A 15,957-nucleotide genomic window follows, 5' to 3' on the forward strand; every position below is an offset into this window, starting at 1 on the left:
CGCCCACACTTCCCAAACCTGAGCAGCCCCGACAGACTTTTTCCAACAAAGTTCGTGTGCTCAGCGTCCTGCTGAACAAATACCTACCCAAATCACCGCATCTACCCTGACACACCCCGGCGTTCGCTAGTAGAATCTCGCGCCATGTCACTTTGTCACTCTGTTCAAATTAACACGGGAATTTTTTACAAAATGGAGCCACGAATGCACGTCCTCAACAGAGGTTTCTTTTCCAGCACCCGGGCGAGATCAGTGCTTAGCGTGATTGCCATGCTCATTTTCGCGGGAACGGTGCTAGCGTTCAGAAACCTTGAGCCCCTGACCAACTACTTTACCTATTCCGAAGATGGGATTTGGCTGGGTTACGCCATGAGCAAAGGCTGGTGGCACACCATAATTAACGCCAAACCAGATTACTTAGTATGGGGAAATCTACTGTTCGTTTATTTGGCGACCCTAGTATCTGATATTTTCTGTGATGACAAGCTTATTTGTTACCCACAAGCAATTTCCTTTTGGTCGTATTTTTTTTACTCGTCAGTTAGCGTTCTCTGCTATTACGCTACTAAGGATTTACTTCCAGAAACCATTCGATGGATTGTTTTTCTATCCACACTAATGATTCCTTTGGGTGACTCTTCGGGCGAAATATTCGGAAAGATAACCAATATCGGCTACTACTTTGTATTAATTACCACCCTCCTAATTTTCGTAAAAAGCAGAAATACTACTGCAACCCCACTCATCGACACAATATTGCTATTATCCGCCGCAACAAATCCAGTCTGCTTAGTATTAACTCTCGCACTCTCCATTTTCACCTTACCTGATCACAACTTTAAAAAATGGATTAAACGATATGGAGCCATCACAATTGGCTGCCTAGCCATTGGCGCGATAATTTTTTTCAAAATCACTGCTTCTCCAGCCAAAGGTGTGATTGGCAGCTTTAGACTTGAAAGCCTAATCGAAGTAAGCCTCGCAAGAGCTTTCATTTATCCATTTGTCTTTCCTTTTTACAACCAGCTCTCCGACACAATCGTCGTAATCCTCTCTCTTGCACTCCTAACCTTGCTAGGAGTACTACTGGCAAAGGAAAAGTCCAGAGAAGTCAGAACACTCATATCAATGTGTGCAACAGCCTATATTATATACTTATTTTTTACAGTGTATATGCGCAAAAGCTTAACAGAGATTTTAGGTGGATATGCCAGCACGTTCCCCGACCGCTATTTTATGGGGCTGAACATTATCGTTGTTTTTTCGCTCTTGGTACTTGCTGGTTCGGCTCTGCGTGCCAGCAGAGCAGTGCGTATTATAGGCGCGACAACGCTGATCTCTTTCACGGCGCTCTATATCGGCAATGTCGCCTGGTTAATAGAAGGTGAAACAACAAGAGTTCAATTTGGCGGAAATTTAACTTTTCAAGACCAGCTCTGCTCGGCGGCACTACAGCCAGCAGATACCGAGGGCAACATCTCTGTTTCTTTATACCCGGCTGGCCAACTCGCGACAGTACCGAAAGATAAGGTATCCGCAGCAGCCAATAAGATTGAATGCGCACCGGAAGACGTCTCATTTTATGTCACCGACTCTAATTGGATAAAAGGCATCGCAAGAAAGTGGGCAGGATTTTACCTGCACAACACTCCAGAAAACTTTGCCGCATTCACGATCGGAAGTACCGTTCAATTCCCAGACAAAACAACACGAAAAATTGTCGACATCTCCACCAGCAATGAAACAATAAATGTATTTGTGGATGGCGACATACTGATAGCAAAAAAAGTAGGCCTCCCATTTAAATTTATCGTAATAGATCAGCTATAAAACCACGAATAACCCCGGGCATCGCGGCCCCCGTCACCAGGTACGGCTGGGGCACCTAACCGTTGATGAACACTACCCAGCGCAAGGGTCGAGGCGTAAGCGGTAACGAAAATCAACGGTAGGAGCTTTCGAGCCCCAGTGAGGCTGCGATAGCGGTGGGTCAGCCAACCTCAATGCTGGCAGTACCGCCACCATCGCAGCCTCACTGGGGCTCGATAGCTCCTACAGGGGGATCGGCTCACGCCTTACAGCAATACCGTGGCCAGCATCCCCAGTGCGCCCAGGCAAAAGCCGATCAATGCGCCGCGCCCAGGGGCCTCATGGAACAGGGCCCAGACCACCACAGGCTCCAGCAGTAGCAAGGAGGTGACGGAGACCACGGTGACGACCCAGATATCACCGACCGCCACATACCCCAGCCAATAGGCGCCCAGCAGACAAAACCCGGCAAAGCACATCAGCAGCACCGGCATAACGAATGCCTGCCATGAACCATCGCCAACATGGGCCAGCCGAGCGGTGACTACCTCGCTGTAGATTGCACAAAATTCACCGATCACCATCAACCCTAGAGCAAAAACTCCGAGTAGTTCTTTGGACATATCAAAAACTCCTTCGTATTCAGCGCAATGTTTTTCAGCTCCCAGCGCGCGATGCCGCTCACCAGGGAGTTGTTGCAGTGATACGAAGCAGCCTTGAACAGGCCTGAATTACCGAAGTGCTTTTCCATGCTCATGTCCTTAAACGGGTGTGAGTCGGCGCGGCCCAAAAGGGCGCGAGCCTGATCATACGTGCCGTCAACCGCGCTGGACAACCAACAGCTCGTAGGTCGCCAGCAATGCCTCATGCATGGTTTCAGACAGGGTCGGGGGCGGCGGGATGCTGTCAATCAGTTCGGCATCTGTAGTCTCCAGACCCCCGAGCGATGGTGTAGCCCTGGATCATCTCAGTGACTGACTCACCAACCCTATGCGCGCCCAGTAACTCGCCGCTTTGCCCATGGCAATCACCTCGGTGATAGCACTCCTGCGAAGCAACGGCGCGAGCTGCATGACCGGGGAAGTGCTGCATGTGAATGGAGGATTAAATAACACCGTCAGCCTGCGGCTGCGATTGCCAGGGCCAGTTGCGCGTCAGACATCAGCGCAGGCTTGTAGGTCGAGCGGTAATACCTGCACGCCTGCTCGAACTGCGCACCACGGATCTCGCCATCGGAACCAATGAACGCCAACGCATCACTTTTGGATGATTTGAAAAGCTCTGGAATGTAGGACGTTCCTGCGGTGGCTCCCGAGGTGATTACGAAAGGCGCTACCGAGGTGAGCATGAGCGCCCCCTGGAACGGGTTATTGTTCTCGGCGGCCGAAGCCAGATTGCCAATCGACGCCAGTAAGGCGATTGCCAGGAGTTTGCACAAATCCATTAGTGATTGCTTCCTTGTGTTCAGATGGGTGCCACGATAACAGAGCTGGGTGGTCGTGCTACCCCACTCCTTATACGCGCCTGTTATAAAAATGGTTTAGCACTATCAGCTCGAGTACCGCTACGAAAACACAGAGCATGACGAAGCCAGGACCGCAGACCCGCTTGCGCTTGGATGGGCCATCCCCTGACAAGATCGCACCGGTGTAGCAGGTAAATACTAAGAGAAGCCCCAGCAGGATATAGAATCCTTGTGTTCGCCATTGGGTCATGTGTCCATGCCTGCGGTTATGGCGCGGGTTTTGCGCAGGCACAAAAAAGCCGATCTGGCTGATCGGCTTAAGCCTCTGATTTTAATTGGTAAATATGGTCATAAGGCCAAAATCAACGCCGTTTACGGGGTCGGTAGTACGGGACAGTTCACCGATCAACCTCTACAAATGCCCAAGCGTGTTGTGAGCATTGGCTAGCGATGCCATGGCAGAATGCTCGGCATTAATTTAAGGGAGTCAGGGATGAAAGCTATCGCCATCGCAGCGCTGCTGTTACTCACAGGATGCGCGTCCAAGGCCGTCGAGTACCAACCGGCTACGATCACTGCAGAACAAGCCAGATCGGTGATTGAGCAGGTGTTGATGGAACAACCTGAGAAGACCAGGCCCGAGCAAGTTTTCTTCACCAATGAGTACATCGCCTATGGGGGCGGTGTCGTTTCCTCCAGTAGCGGCTTTGCGAGCGCTGTACCTATCGGAAATGGTGCGATTGCCGCCGGCAACTCGGTAACCTCATCCAAAGCCGTTCAGACCAGGATCTACTTCAACTCGATCGGCTCAGCGACTCTATACACCAAGCGCAACCGCTGGGTCGTGATCACCCGAAACCAAGCTGGGGGCACACTGAACCAATCCCGGGTCGACACCCAGCAAAAGGCACAGCGTTTCATCGATGCGATGATGTACTTCAAGGCCAAATGACAGCTCTGCCAACTGGCTGGTGATACGAAAGTATGGTCTCACACAGGACGTGCAATCACTGAAAGTAGCGGACCAAGAAGCTCGCGCAGATTTGCTAGACACCTGTCACACACAAAAAGACCAGATTAAAGACCTATATAGGAATCTTATCTATACAAAATCTTCTGGCTGATGTGGTTGTCAGCGTTTCCGAACTCAAGAGCAACCCCTCCTCCGTCTTGAGTGGCGCCAACGGTATGCCTAGGGCTGTGAGGGCTGTGCTTAACCACAACCGAGTTATGGGCTACATGGTCCCAGCAAACGTCTACGAGGCAATGGTTGAGCGCCTGGACGAACTGGAACTGGTACAGATCGTTAAAGCTCGGCTCGATGCCAGCGAAACACCTGTTCGAGCATCTCTCGAAGACCTGATTAGCGAGGCCGAGGTAAATATCGCCAATGGCCGCTGACTACGAGGTTGAGTGGGATCCGAAGGCGCAAAGCTCGACGGTACAATCCGCCTACAGTTTCTGAGAAAGCTTCAGGAGCGGCAGTCGGGACCGCTGGTGGCAGGTGATGTGCATCATGGTATGAAGGACTACTACAAGATCAAATTGCCCGGCGCCGGCTACAGGCTTGTATACCGCGTCGAGGAGGAGCGAATTGTCATCCGTCGGTAAGCGCGAGCGAAGCTCAATGTATGAGCATACAGGAAAACGGCAGACCCTCAACGAAAAGCCCGCACATCGGCAGGCTGCCTGGATCGCCGCGCATTAATCTCGGCGTAGCGCCCACCACTCCCCGCAAAAGTCCCTACGCATGAAAAAGCCCAACCTTTTCAGATTGGGCTAAGTCATTGAAAAATATGGTCGGGACGGAGTGATTCGAACACTCGACCCCTAGCACCCCATGCTAGTGCGCTACCGGACTGCGCTACGCCCCGACTAGGCGTGAAACTGGGTTCGCTTCGTAACGAAGCGATCAGGAATATACCGCAAGCATTTGAAATGTGGAAGTATTTTAAAGGCTTGTTTCACTTCTTCAAAACAACCAGTACATCTTCCAGTTCGGAGATCATCTGGCGGATCAGTTGCTTGTATTGGGTGGTGTCGTCTTTGGCTTCATCACCGGACATACGCTGGCGTGCGCCGCTGATGGTGAACCCCTGGTCGTACAGCAACGCACGGATCTGTCGGATCATCAGCACATCCTGGCGCTGATAATACCGACGGTTCCCTGTGCGTTTGACGGGGTTGAGTTGAGGAAACTCCTGCTCCCAATAGCGCAGTACGTGCGGTTTTACCGCACATAGCTCGCTGACTTCACCGATGGTGAAGTAGCGTTTGCCTGGGATGACGGGTAGCTCGTCGTTATGACTTGGTTCCAGCATAAGCCTCAACTCGGGCCTTCAACTTCTGCCCTGGACGAAAGGTGACCACACGGCGAGCCGTGATCGGGATTTCTTCTCCCGTTTTTGGATTGCGGCCAGGCCGCTGGCGTTTGTCCCGCAGGTCAAAATTGCCGAAACCGGACAATTTGACCTGTTCGTTGTCTTCCAGAGCGTGCCTGATTTCTTCAAAAAACAGCTCGACCAATTCCTTGGCCTCGCGCTTGTTCAGACCCAACTCTTCGTACAGACGTTCCGCCATCTCAGCTTTCGTCAAAGCCCCCATACGTCACTTCCTTAACGTGGCGTTCAACCTTTGTTCGAGCGAGGTGAGGATATTTTGCGTCGTGGTATTCACCTCATCGTCATTAAGAGTGCGCGATGGATGCTGCCAGGTCAAGCCAACTGCAAGGCTTTTTCTATGCGGATCAATGCCTTTACCCTGATAGACGTCAAATAGCCTGAGGTCCGTCAGCCATTCGCCTGCATTTTCTCGGATTACTTCCAGTACCGCGCTGGCCGCTACATCACGATCTGCCACCAGGGCCAGGTCACGACGCACTTCCGGGAAACGCGACAGCTCGCTGAATTTAGGCATCTTGCCTGCAGCGACTTCAGCCAATACCAACTCGAAGACGAAGACCGGACGGTCGAGACCGAGGGTTTTCGACAGCTCAGGGTGGATAGCACCAACGAAACCAACCAGGCGACCTTCGCGTTCGATACGCGCAGTCTGGCCCGGATGCAACGCTGGGTGGCTGCCGGGAACAAACGCGAAGGCATCCAGCGCGCCAGCGAAGCCCAGCACCGCTTCCACGTCGGCCTTGACGTCAAAGAAGTCCACTGGGTCGCGACCCTGCGCCCAACCTTCCGGCAGACGGCTGCCGCAGACTACACCGGCCAGCATTGGCTCTTGCTTCAGGCCGTCCAATTGGCCGACAAAGCGCAGGCCGCTTTCAAACATACGTACGCGGTCCTGCTGGCGGTTCAGGTTGTGGGAAAGTGCTTTCACCAGGCCCGGCCACAGGGACGAGCGCATGGCCGCCATGTCGTTGGAGATCGGGTTGGCCAGCAACAATGGCTCGACGCCCGGGTTGAACAGTTCGAATTGCTTGGGATCGATGAAGCTGTAGGTCACGGCTTCCTGATACCCACGGGCGACCAGCAGACGGCGTAGCTCTGGCAGATGCGCACGAGCTTCAGCCTTGGGTTGCGGGGCCAGCCGCGCTTGCGGATAACGAACCGGCAGGCGGTTGTAGCCGTATAGACGGGCCAGCTCTTCGATCAGGTCGACTTCAAGGCTGATATCGAAGCGATGGCTTGGCACTGCTACACGCCACTGCCCTGCCCCATCAGCGCTGATGCCCAGGCCAAGGCCGGTCAGCAGGCGGACGATTTCCGCGTCTTCAATCACCAGGCCGAGCATTTGCTCAACGCGCTGGGCGCGCAGCGTCACCGGTGCAATCGACGGCAGGTGCTGCTCGCTGACGGTCTCAGTGATCGGTCCGGCTTCACCACCAGTGATTTCCAGCAGCAGGCCAGTGGCGCGCTCCATGGCTTCACGGGCCAGTTGCCAGTCCACGCCACGCTCGTAGCGGTGCGAGGCATCGGTGTGCAGGCCGTAGGAACGAGCCTTGCCTGCCACGGCGATCTGGTCAAAGAAAGCGCTTTCCAGGAACACATCACGGGTCGTCGCGGATACGCCACTGTGCTCACCACCCATCACACCGGCAATGGCCAGGGCGCGTGAGTGATCAGCGATCACCAGGGTATCGCTGCGCAGGGTGACTTCCTGACCATCGAGCAAGACCAGCTTTTCGCCTTCCTCGGCCATACGCACACGAATCCCACCGTTGATTTCGGCAAGGTCGAAGGCGTGCAGCGGCTGACCCAGCTCTAGCATCACGTAGTTGGTGATGTCGACGGCGGCATCGATGCTGCGTACATCGGCGCGACGCAGGCGCTCGACCATCCACAGGGGGGTCGGCTTGGACAGGTCGACATTGCGGATCACACGCCCCAGGTAGCGCGGGCACGCGGTTGGCGCCAGCACTTCGATCGAGCGCACTTCATCGTGCACCGCAGGCACAGCAGCAACCACTGGACGGGTGACCGGCGCGTTGTACAACGCGCCCACTTCACGGGCCAGGCCTGCCAGGGACAGGCAGTCGCCACGGTTCGGGGTCAGGTCGACTTCGATGCTGGCGTCTTCCAGGTCCAGGTAGACACGAATGTCCTGGCCTACTGGCGCATCGGTCGGCAGTTCCATCAAGCCATCATTGCCTTCGCCAACCTGCAACTCCGCCTGGGAGCACAGCATGCCGTTGGACTCGACACCACGCAGCTTGGCTTTCTTGATCTTGAAATCACCGGGCAGTTCGGCACCGATCATCGCGAACGGAATCTTCAGGCCCGGGCGCACATTTGGCGCTCCGCATACGACCTGGAAGGTTTGCGCGCCACTGCTGACCTGGCACACACGCAGCTTGTCGGCGTCCGGGTGCTGCTCGGTGCTCAGCACCTCGCCCACTACCACACCACTGAAAAGACCGGCGGCCGGCGTAACGCTATCGACCTCAAGACCGGCCATCGACAGACGAGCAACCAGCTCATCGCGATTTACCTGCGGGCTTACCCAGCCACGCAGCCATTGTTCACTGAATTTCATCCTGCTCTCCTAAAGGTTCGTTACGACTAGCGAAATTGCGCGAGGAACCGCAAGTCGTTGTCGAAGAACAGGCGCAAGTCGTTCACGCCGTAACGCAGCATGGCCAGACGCTCGACGCCCATACCGAAGGCAAAGCCCGAGAATTCTTCCGGGTCGATCCCGGACATGCGCAGCACGTTGGGGTGAACCATGCCGCAGCCCATGACTTCCAGCCAGCCGGTCTGCTTGCAGACGCGGCAGCCTTTACCGCTGCACATCACGCACTCCATGTCGACTTCAGCGGAAGGCTCGGTGAACGGGAAGTACGACGGGCGGAAACGTACCGCCAGCTCTTTTTCGAAGAACACCCGCAGGAATTCTTCGATGGTGCCTTTGAGGTCGGCGAAATTGATATCGCGATCAACCAGCAGGCCTTCGACCTGGTGGAACATCGGCGAGTGGGTGATATCGGAGTCGCTACGGTACACACGGCCTGGGCAGACGATGCGGATCGGCGGCTGCTGCGATTCCATGGTGCGGACCTGTACCGGCGAGGTATGGGTGCGCAACAACATGTTCGCATTGAAATAGAAGGTGTCGTGCATCGACCGGGCCGGGTGATGGCCTGGGATGTTGAGCGCCTCGAAGTTGTGATAGTCGTCTTCGACCTCAGGGCCTTCGGCAATGCCGTAGCCGATGTGGGTAAAAAACTGCTCGATACGTTCCAGAGTCCGGGTAACCGGATGCAGACCGCCAGAGGTCTGGCCGCGGCCAGGCAGGGTCACGTCAATGGACTCGGCGGCGAGCTTGGCCGCAAGATCGGCCTCCTCGAACAACGCCTTGCGCGCATTGAGAACCTCTGTGACACGCTCCTTGGCAACGTTGATCAGCGCGCCGACTTGCGGGCGCTCTTCTGCCGGCAGATTGCCCAGGGTCTTCATCACCTGAGTCAATTCACCCTTTTTGCCAAGGTAGTGAACCCGGATTTGCTCCAGGGCATTGATATCTTCAGCGCTTTGCACAGCTTCAAGAGCTTGAGCAACCAGCGCGTCCAGGTTTTCCATGTACAGACTCCAGATACAAAATAGGGGAAGAGCTTGAAGGCTCTTCCCCTATTTATGACGTTTACCACCTTGGACTACGGAGTAGCCCAGGGTGACTGTCGGGGGTACTTAAGCCAAGGTGGCTTTAGCTTTCTCGACAATCGCAGCAAACACCGCTTTTTCGTTCACGGCCAGTTCAGCCAGAACCTTACGGTCGATTTCGATGGACGCTTTTTTCAGGCCAGCGATGAAACGGCTGTAGGACAGACCGTTAACACGAGCACCAGCGTTGATACGAGCGATCCACAGAGCGCGGAACTGACGTTTTTTCTGACGACGGTCACGGTAGGCGTATTGGCCTGCCTTGATTACCGCTTGCTTGGCAACACGGAATACGCGTGAACGCGCGCCGTAGTAGCCTTTAGCGAGTTTCAGAATTTTTTTGTGACGCTTACGGGCAATGACGCCACGCTTTACACGAGCCATGAGTTACTTCCTCTATTCTTGATCCAAAATTAACGAAGGCGCAGCATGCGCTCGACTTTTGCCACGTCAGACGGATGCAGCAAGCTGCTACCGCGCAGTTGACGCTTACGCTTGGTCGACATTTTGGTCAGGATGTGGCTCTTGAAAGCGTGCTTGTGCTTGATACCGTTAGCAGTTTTCAGAAACCGCTTAGCAGCACCACTTTTAGTCTTCATCTTTGGCATGTTCGGATACTCCGCATTCAGTTGATAAACATAATCAGAAGGCCTGCCGTGCCCTATTGATTACTTCTTCTTTTTCGGGGCGATGACCATGATCAGCTGGCGTCCTTCCATCTTAGGATGCTGTTCGACGGAACCGTACTCCAGCAGGTCAGCTTCAACCCGCTTGAGGAGTTCCATACCCAGCTCCTGGTGGGCCATCTCACGGCCGCGGAATCGCAAGGATACCTTGGCCCTGTCCCCATCACTCAGGAAACGTACCAGGTTGCGCAGTTTTACCTGGTAATCCCCTTCCTCCGTCCCTGGACGAAACTTGATTTCTTTAACCTGGATCTGCTTCTGGTTTTTCTTGGCTGCGGCAATCTGCTTCTTCTTTTCGAAGATCGATTTGCCGTAGTCCATCAGCTTGCAGACAGGCGGTACAGCATCGGCGGAAATTTCCACCAAATCGAGCTTGGCTTCTTCAGCCTTAAGAAGCGCGTCTTCAATTGACACAATCCCAAGCTGCTCACCCTCAGCCCCAATTAACCGAACCTCGCGTGCCGAGATATTCTCGTTGATCGGGGCTTTCGGTGCAGCTCGTTTATCTTGTCTCATTTCACGCTTAATAATAATTACTCCGAATCTGGGCGACCACGCCGGGAAACCGCTTGCGCGAGGAACTCAGCGAACTGGGCGACGGGCATCGAGCCCAGGTCAGCACCTTCACGAGTACGCACAGCGACAGTCTGCATCTCGACTTCCCGATCTCCGATAACCAAAAGATAGGGAACCTTGAGCAAAGTATGCTCGCGGATTTTAAAGCCGATCTTTTCATTTCTCAAGTCGGACTTGGCACGAAATCCGCTTTCGTTGAGTGTTTTTTCCACTTCAGCGGCAAAATCGGCCTGTTTATCAGTGATATTCATGATCACTGCCTGGGTCGGAGCCAGCCACGCAGGGAACGCGCCCTCGTAGTGCTCGATCAGGATCCCGACGAACCGCTCGAACGAGCCGAGGATCGCCCGGTGCAGCATAACCGGGTGTTTACGGCTGTTGTCTTCGGAGACGTATTCGGCTCCCAGACGGATCGGCAGGTTAAAATCGAGCTGCAAGGTACCACATTGCCAGACACGGCCAAGGCAATCTTTCAGCGAGAACTCGATCTTAGGCCCGTAGAAGGCGCCTTCGCCCGGCTGCAGATCGTACGCAAGGCCCGCACTGTCTAGCGCTGCGGCCAGTGCAGCTTCGGCGCGATCCCACAATTCGTCGGAGCCAACGCGTTTTTCCGGACGAGTGGACAGCTTCATTTCCACTTCGGTAAAGCCGAAATCGCGATAAACGTCCATGGTCAGCTTGATGAAAGCGGCGGATTCGGCCTGCATCTGCTCTTCGGTGCAGAAGATGTGGGCGTCATCCTGGGTGAAGCCGCGCACGCGCATGATGCCGTGCAGCGCACCCGATGGCTCGTTACGGTGGCAGGCACCGAACTCGGCCAGGCGCATCGGCAACTCACGGTAGCTCTTCAGGCCCTGGTTGAACACCTGTACGTGGCACGGGCAGTTCATCGGCTTGATGGCGTAGTCGCGGTTTTCCGACTGGGTGGTGAACATGTTGTCGGCATAGTTGGCCCAGTGCCCGGATTTCTCCCACAGGCTGCGATCGACGACCTGTGGAGTCTTGATCTCCAGGTAGCCGTTTTCGCGCTGAACCTTGCGCATGTACTGCTCAAGCACTTGGTACAGGGTCCAGCCGTTCGGGTGCCAGAACACCATGCCCGGCGCTTCTTCCTGGAGGTGAAACAGGTTCAGGCGCTTACCGATTTTGCGGTGGTCGCGTTTTTCGGCTTCTTCGATGCGCTGGATGTAGGCGGCCAACTGCTTCTTGTCAGCCCAGGCGGTGCCGTAGATGCGCTGCAATTGCTCGTTCTTCGCGTCACCGCGCCAGTAGGCACCGGACAGCTTGGTCAACTTGAACGACTTGAGGAAGCGCGTGTTCGGCACGTGCGGGCCGCGGCACATGTCGACATATTCTTCGTGGTAATACAGGCCCATGGCCTGCTCGTCCGGCATATCTTCCACCAGACGCAGTTTGTAGTCCTCGCCACGGGCGGTGAACACGTCGATCACTTCGGCGCGCGGCGTGACTTTCTTGATGACGTCGTAATCTTTCTCGATCAGTGCATGCATGCGCTGTTCGATGGCCGCCAGGTCGTCCGGAGTGAAAGGACGCTCGTAGGCGATGTCGTAATAGAAGCCTTCGTCGATGACCGGACCGATCACCATCTTCGCGGTTGGATACAGCTGCTTGACCGCATGGCCAATCAAGTGCGCGCAAGAGTGGCGAATGATCTCCAGCCCCTCTTGATCCTTGGGCGTGATGATTTGCAGGCTGGCATCGGTGGTGATCAGGTCGCTGGCGTCAACCAGCTTGCCGTCGACCTTGCCGGCTACGGTGGCCTTGGCCAGGCCTGCACCGATGGATGCGGCGACCTCGGCTACGGAAACCGAATGATCGAATGAACGTTGACTGCCGTCGGGAAGAGTAATAGTTGGCATGGCGCCTCCTCTCCTAGTGGTGACCCCTACCAAAGGTCACGTGGGTTGGGATGAGCCAGTACAAGATCCAACACCAGGCCGCTCATTGCTGAACGCCTGCCTTACAGCGGCAGGAGCCTTTCGGCCAACCGATAATCGAACCAGAGTGACTGGAGTTAAACAAAAAGGAGCCTGGCAAGAAAAAAGCCAGGCTGTGGATGCTAGCACAGATGAACGGTCATGGCGCGCCCCTGCAGCCTGGTAGCGACAAACCCCAGACTTTTGCAGCCAAAAGTGAACTTGGGCTGTACGACAGGCCTCAAACACACTGAAAATCGCCGTCCGCCCTATCGACTCAAGGAGCATCTCACCATGCGCAGCACCTCGATCTTCGCCCTTGCCGCTTCCCTGGCCCTGTTCTCCATTGGCGCTCAAGCCGCCGCCCCCTCCAACTGGCCCGCTGGTGCCCGCGATAGCTTCGTACAGGACTGCAGCGACGCCGCCAGCCGGAACGTTGATGCCAAAACCGCCAAAGCCCATTGTGAATGCGGCGCGGACAAAATCAACGCGGAATTGAGCACGGCGGAAATCAAGGAACTGATGACTAACCAGAACGCCAGCGCGGAGCTAAAAAACAAAGCAGTCGCGGCTATTTCATCCTGCAAGGTCGTGAAGAAAAAGTAAGCGTGGCGAGAAATCAGCCCACCAAAATGGCCTGAAAACCCTCTGAAAACTGCTATTTCGCACAATTTACACAGCTTTTACGGCTTTTTTTACTAGCTGATATTTCGTGCTAAAGCCCCGTAAACCGGGGCTTACAGCCAGCCATGGCACTGAAGAAGACGCGATTGATTAGCAAACAGTGCCTTGGGGGGGCTCCCAAGCCGAACATTTCGACTATGATAGCCCAGTGTGCCCAGTTGGCCTGAGCAGCACAGCACTACTGAAAATATATGTTTCTTGGAGATACACCATGTCTAATCGCCAAACCGGCACCGTTAAATGGTTCAACGATGAAAAAGGCTTCGGCTTCATCACTCCTCAAGGTGGCGGTGACGACCTGTTCGTACACTTCAAAGCTATCGAAAGCGACGGTTTCAAAAGCCTGAAAGAAGGCCAAACCGTTTCCTTCGTGGCTGAGAAAGGCCAAAAGGGTATGCAAGCTGCACAGGTTCGCGCAGAGTAATCTCTACGCCAATCAAAAAAACCCCGTCCATGTGACGGGGTTTTTTATGGGTGATGCAAAAGCGTTTTTAGCCGCAATTGACGCGGGTGATCACCAGGTTGTCATCGGTATTGAGGTTCAGGCGATCGGAGCGGTATTCGAGGGTGATCATATCGTTGGGCTTGAGAATGCGTGCATTCTGCGCACCCGCACGGGTACGGGCCTGCTCCAGCAATTGCGGCGAAGCTTTCTGGCCTACCGCAAACTCTGCAGCCTTCGATTCGCAGCGTGTATGAACAGGCTCAGCCGCAGCCGTGTCTTTGGCCGGCTCAGAGGTACCCGCAGTGCTGCAGCCCGCCAGGACGGCTGCCGCCAACAAGGTACCGAATGATGCGAGCTTCCAAGGCATGAAGCCTCCTTTGATAAAAAATGGACAGAGATCGTGCGACCGTGATTTGGCCAATTGGTTTCAGAATTGTCACAATTGGCCGTAAGCGAGTCTGCCTGACTCAGCGCCACGGCCTGATGAATCAATCGTCACCAGATATGAACAAGTGTCAGTAGATGTCGATGTAGTCAAAGGGCGGGTTTGGCCAGTTCTGTTTCAGCGCGTTATAAATCTGCGTCACCCACACCTCATCACTGGCCGCCACCCTGCCCACGTAGCCAGACCCTGCCGCCCATGTTTCCAGGCGGAACAACAGCCCGTTGACCTCCATCCCTCCCACCACGCAGGAGGAGATATAGGCAATACCGGCCTTGGTCACACGCAATTGGGTGTGCTGGTCGTCGCTGGCACTGGCAATCATTTGGCGAACGGCTTCCAATGTAAGGCTCTTGGGGTTGGTCAAATCGATGTGCACGTGGCTTGTCCTGACAATTAAACAGGGCACCAGTGTCGCACAGCGCTCACCTCATGCCTAAGTAGCAGTGCCAAACGCGGCGCAAAATGGTTAACTCTGCGCGCCAGTCCAGCCTTTGCGAACCGCGAGAACCCGATGACCATCGTTACCATCAATGCCGATATCAAAGCCAAGTGGCCTCAAGGGCAAAGCTCCTACAGCCCAGGCAGCCCGGAAGAATTGGCAATCATCGGCATCGACCTGCTGGTCAAGGAACTGGGCACCCAGGCCGCACAGGCCTTCATCGGCCAGATATTCGAGAAATACCCGGCCGACCATATGGGGGTCGAAGACCCGCTACGCGAATAGCAACCAACCGGCAGGTGCCTTACTTAAGGCGCGCCAGGCGTTCGGTGAGCAGGTCGAAAAAGCCCTGGGCATCACCGTTTTCAACCCAGAACACATTCTTGTCGTGCTTGAGGCCGTCGTACCAGTCGACGATGGTCTGGCCGAACGTCGGGCCTTCGCGGCTATCGATCACCATATTGGCCTGGCGTCCGGTGAACAGGTCGGGCTTGAGCAGGTAGCCGATCACGGTCGCGTCGTGCACCGGGCCGCCCGTCATACCGTAGTGCTCCATATCGCCCTTGACGTATTCATTGAGAATATCGCCTACCACCTTGCTGGCGTTGTTGTTCAGGTCGGCGATCTTCTTCAGGCGCGCCTCGCTGGTCAGTATCTTGTGGGTCACGTCCAGCGGCAGATAGGTCAGTTTGACGCCACTTTTAAGGACAATTTCAGCCGCCAGCGGATCGGCAAACAGATTGAATTCGGCCACCGGGGTAATGTTGCCGCCATTGAAGTGCGCGCCGCCCATGACCACCACTTCCTTGATGCCCTGGGTGATTTCCGGCGCCTGGGTCAGCGCCAGAGCCAGGTTGGTCTGCGGGCCGAGCATGGCGATGGTGATGCTATGGGGCTTGGCGGTGCTCAGGGTGCTGATCAAGTAGTCGACCGCATTGCCGTCGGCCAGGCCTTTTTTCGGCTCGTGCACGGTCACACCAGAAATGCCTTCCTTGCCGTGAATATTCTCGGCATAGATCGGCGTGCGCAGCAGCGGCTGCGGCGCGCCGGCATACACAGGGATCTCCTCGCGCCCTGCCCACTCACGGGCAAGTCGCGCATTGCGCGAGGTCTTGTCCAGGCGCACATTACCGGCCACCGTGGTCAACGCACGAATGTTCAGCTCCTGTGGCGAGGCCATCGCAAACAGCAATGCCACTACATCGTCGGCGCCCGGATCGGTATCAATGATCAGGTCGATTTTTTCCGCCGCCTGGGCGCTTGCAGCAGTTAGCACGGACAAAAGCAGCACACTCCGAAACAGGTGTCGCAGGGTTGGGATTCTATGTTGCATGACGCACTCCTTGTCATTGTGGGAAATG

The 15,957-nt window shown here is 55.2% G+C and carries 21 protein-coding genes and 1 tRNA gene; 7 read left to right on the plus strand and 15 right to left on the minus strand.

Annotated features, from left to right (window positions below):
- The first annotated feature begins 204 nt into the window (after nt 1-204).
- A complete protein-coding gene (locus tag C5F71_RS02825; protein WP_104910590.1) occupies nt 205-1,830 on the plus strand; it encodes a hypothetical protein in 1,626 nt (541 codons plus the stop codon).
- Nucleotides 1,831-2,075: 245 nt separating this feature from the next.
- Here C5F71_RS02825 and C5F71_RS02830 read toward each other — a convergent pair whose 3' ends face one another.
- The 3 genes from C5F71_RS02830 to C5F71_RS02840 form a co-directional block, all read right to left on the minus strand.
- Entirely contained in the window at nt 2,076-2,393 is a 318-nt protein-coding gene (locus tag C5F71_RS02830) for a hypothetical protein (RefSeq protein WP_167362660.1), read from the minus strand.
- 5 nt (nt 2,394-2,398) lie between these two features.
- Nucleotides 2,399-2,560, minus strand: coding sequence for a hypothetical protein (locus tag C5F71_RS29055; protein ID WP_167362655.1), 162 nt, complete (start codon nt 2,558-2,560; stop codon nt 2,399-2,401).
- 366 nt (nt 2,561-2,926) lie between these two features.
- Entirely contained in the window at nt 2,927-3,253 is a 327-nt protein-coding gene (locus C5F71_RS02840; RefSeq protein WP_092238552.1) for a DUF2388 domain-containing protein, read from the minus strand.
- 514 nt (nt 3,254-3,767) lie between these two features.
- On the opposite strand from C5F71_RS02840, the gene C5F71_RS02855 reads away from it, so the two are divergent.
- The 3 genes from C5F71_RS02855 (at nt 3,768) to C5F71_RS29615 (ending at nt 4,885) form a co-directional block, all read left to right on the plus strand.
- Nucleotides 3,768-4,226 (plus strand): hypothetical protein, encoded by a 459-nt coding sequence (locus tag C5F71_RS02855; protein ID WP_092238543.1) that lies wholly within the window; start codon nt 3,768-3,770, stop codon nt 4,224-4,226.
- Between the two features lie 152 nt (nt 4,227-4,378).
- Nucleotides 4,379-4,675 (plus strand): antitoxin, encoded by a 297-nt coding sequence (locus tag C5F71_RS02860; RefSeq protein WP_092238540.1) that lies wholly within the window; start codon nt 4,379-4,381, stop codon nt 4,673-4,675.
- A gap of 12 nt (nt 4,676-4,687) precedes the next feature.
- Nucleotides 4,688-4,885 carry a type II toxin-antitoxin system RelE/ParE family toxin gene (locus C5F71_RS29615; protein WP_371923366.1) on the plus strand — a complete coding sequence of 66 codons (198 nt, stop codon included), beginning with the start codon at nt 4,688-4,690 and terminating at the stop codon, nt 4,883-4,885.
- Between the two features lie 186 nt (nt 4,886-5,071).
- On the opposite strand, the gene C5F71_RS02870 is transcribed toward C5F71_RS29615, so the two are convergent.
- From C5F71_RS02870 to thrS, 9 genes are all read right to left on the minus strand, one after another.
- Nucleotides 5,072-5,148: transfer RNA gene (locus C5F71_RS02870), tRNA-Pro, on the minus strand.
- Between the two features lie 90 nt (nt 5,149-5,238).
- Nucleotides 5,239-5,595, minus strand: coding sequence for a MerR family transcriptional regulator (locus C5F71_RS02875; protein WP_003174972.1), 357 nt, complete (start codon nt 5,593-5,595; stop codon nt 5,239-5,241).
- The gene (gene ihfA, locus C5F71_RS02880; protein WP_002553164.1) at nt 5,576-5,878 is read right to left on the minus strand and encodes an integration host factor subunit alpha; all 303 of its coding nucleotides are present in this window, start codon (nt 5,876-5,878) and stop codon (nt 5,576-5,578) included. The genes C5F71_RS02875 and ihfA overlap by 20 nt, the downstream gene beginning before the upstream one ends.
- A gap of 3 nt (nt 5,879-5,881) precedes the next feature.
- Nucleotides 5,882-8,260: a phenylalanine--tRNA ligase subunit beta gene (pheT, locus tag C5F71_RS02885; protein WP_104910592.1), complete on the minus strand. Its 2,379-nt coding sequence runs from the start codon at nt 8,258-8,260 to the stop codon at nt 5,882-5,884.
- A 26-nt stretch (nt 8,261-8,286) separates the two neighbouring features.
- A complete protein-coding gene (pheS, locus tag C5F71_RS02890; protein ID WP_003203624.1) occupies nt 8,287-9,303 on the minus strand; it encodes a phenylalanine--tRNA ligase subunit alpha in 1,017 nt (338 codons plus the stop codon).
- Nucleotides 9,304-9,411: 108 nt separating this feature from the next.
- Complete coding sequence (rplT, locus tag C5F71_RS02895; protein WP_003174975.1) at nt 9,412-9,768, minus strand: 50S ribosomal protein L20; 357 nt, start codon at nt 9,766-9,768, stop codon at nt 9,412-9,414.
- Nucleotides 9,769-9,797: 29 nt separating this feature from the next.
- Complete coding sequence (gene rpmI / locus C5F71_RS02900) at nt 9,798-9,992, minus strand: 50S ribosomal protein L35 (RefSeq protein WP_002553160.1); 195 nt, start codon at nt 9,990-9,992, stop codon at nt 9,798-9,800.
- 60 nt (nt 9,993-10,052) lie between these two features.
- Nucleotides 10,053-10,604, minus strand: coding sequence for a translation initiation factor IF-3 (gene infC, locus C5F71_RS02905; RefSeq protein WP_169851780.1), 552 nt, complete (start codon nt 10,602-10,604; stop codon nt 10,053-10,055).
- Nucleotides 10,604-12,526, minus strand: a complete 1,923-nt coding sequence (thrS, locus tag C5F71_RS02910) for a threonine--tRNA ligase (RefSeq protein WP_029294245.1) — start codon at nt 12,524-12,526, stop codon at nt 10,604-10,606. Before thrS ends, infC begins: the two co-directional genes overlap by 1 nt.
- Nucleotides 12,527-12,877: 351 nt before the next feature.
- Between thrS and C5F71_RS02915 the strand changes: the two genes are divergently transcribed.
- Together C5F71_RS02915 and C5F71_RS02920 are read left to right on the plus strand one after the other, a co-directional pair.
- Complete coding sequence (locus tag C5F71_RS02915) at nt 12,878-13,189, plus strand: hypothetical protein (protein ID WP_104910593.1); 312 nt, start codon at nt 12,878-12,880, stop codon at nt 13,187-13,189.
- Nucleotides 13,190-13,478: 289 nt separating this feature from the next.
- On the plus strand, nt 13,479-13,691 hold the full coding sequence (locus C5F71_RS02920; RefSeq protein ID WP_007905882.1) for a cold-shock protein: 213 nt from the start codon (nt 13,479-13,481) through the stop codon (nt 13,689-13,691).
- A 67-nt stretch (nt 13,692-13,758) separates the two neighbouring features.
- On the opposite strand, the gene C5F71_RS02925 is transcribed toward C5F71_RS02920, so the two are convergent.
- On the minus strand, nt 13,759-14,079 hold the full coding sequence (locus tag C5F71_RS02925) for an I78 family peptidase inhibitor (protein ID WP_029294237.1): 321 nt from the start codon (nt 14,077-14,079) through the stop codon (nt 13,759-13,761).
- 148 nt (nt 14,080-14,227) lie between these two features.
- Nucleotides 14,228-14,533, minus strand: coding sequence for a hypothetical protein (locus C5F71_RS02930; protein ID WP_029294235.1), 306 nt, complete (start codon nt 14,531-14,533; stop codon nt 14,228-14,230).
- A gap of 135 nt (nt 14,534-14,668) precedes the next feature.
- Here C5F71_RS02930 and C5F71_RS02935 point away from each other — a divergent pair, with 135 nt between their 5' ends.
- Nucleotides 14,669-14,881 (plus strand): hypothetical protein, encoded by a 213-nt coding sequence (locus C5F71_RS02935; RefSeq protein WP_029294233.1) that lies wholly within the window; start codon nt 14,669-14,671, stop codon nt 14,879-14,881.
- A gap of 19 nt (nt 14,882-14,900) precedes the next feature.
- Here the strand turns inward: C5F71_RS02935 and C5F71_RS02940 are convergent, their stop codons facing one another.
- Nucleotides 14,901-15,929, minus strand: a complete 1,029-nt coding sequence (locus C5F71_RS02940; protein WP_104910594.1) for a nucleoside hydrolase — start codon at nt 15,927-15,929, stop codon at nt 14,901-14,903.
- Between the last annotated feature and the right edge of the window lie 28 nt (nt 15,930-15,957).

The organism is Pseudomonas sp. LG1D9 (genome assembly GCF_002949995.1).
GTDB classification, from domain to species: Bacteria; Pseudomonadota; Gammaproteobacteria; order Pseudomonadales; family Pseudomonadaceae; genus Aquipseudomonas; species Aquipseudomonas proteolytica.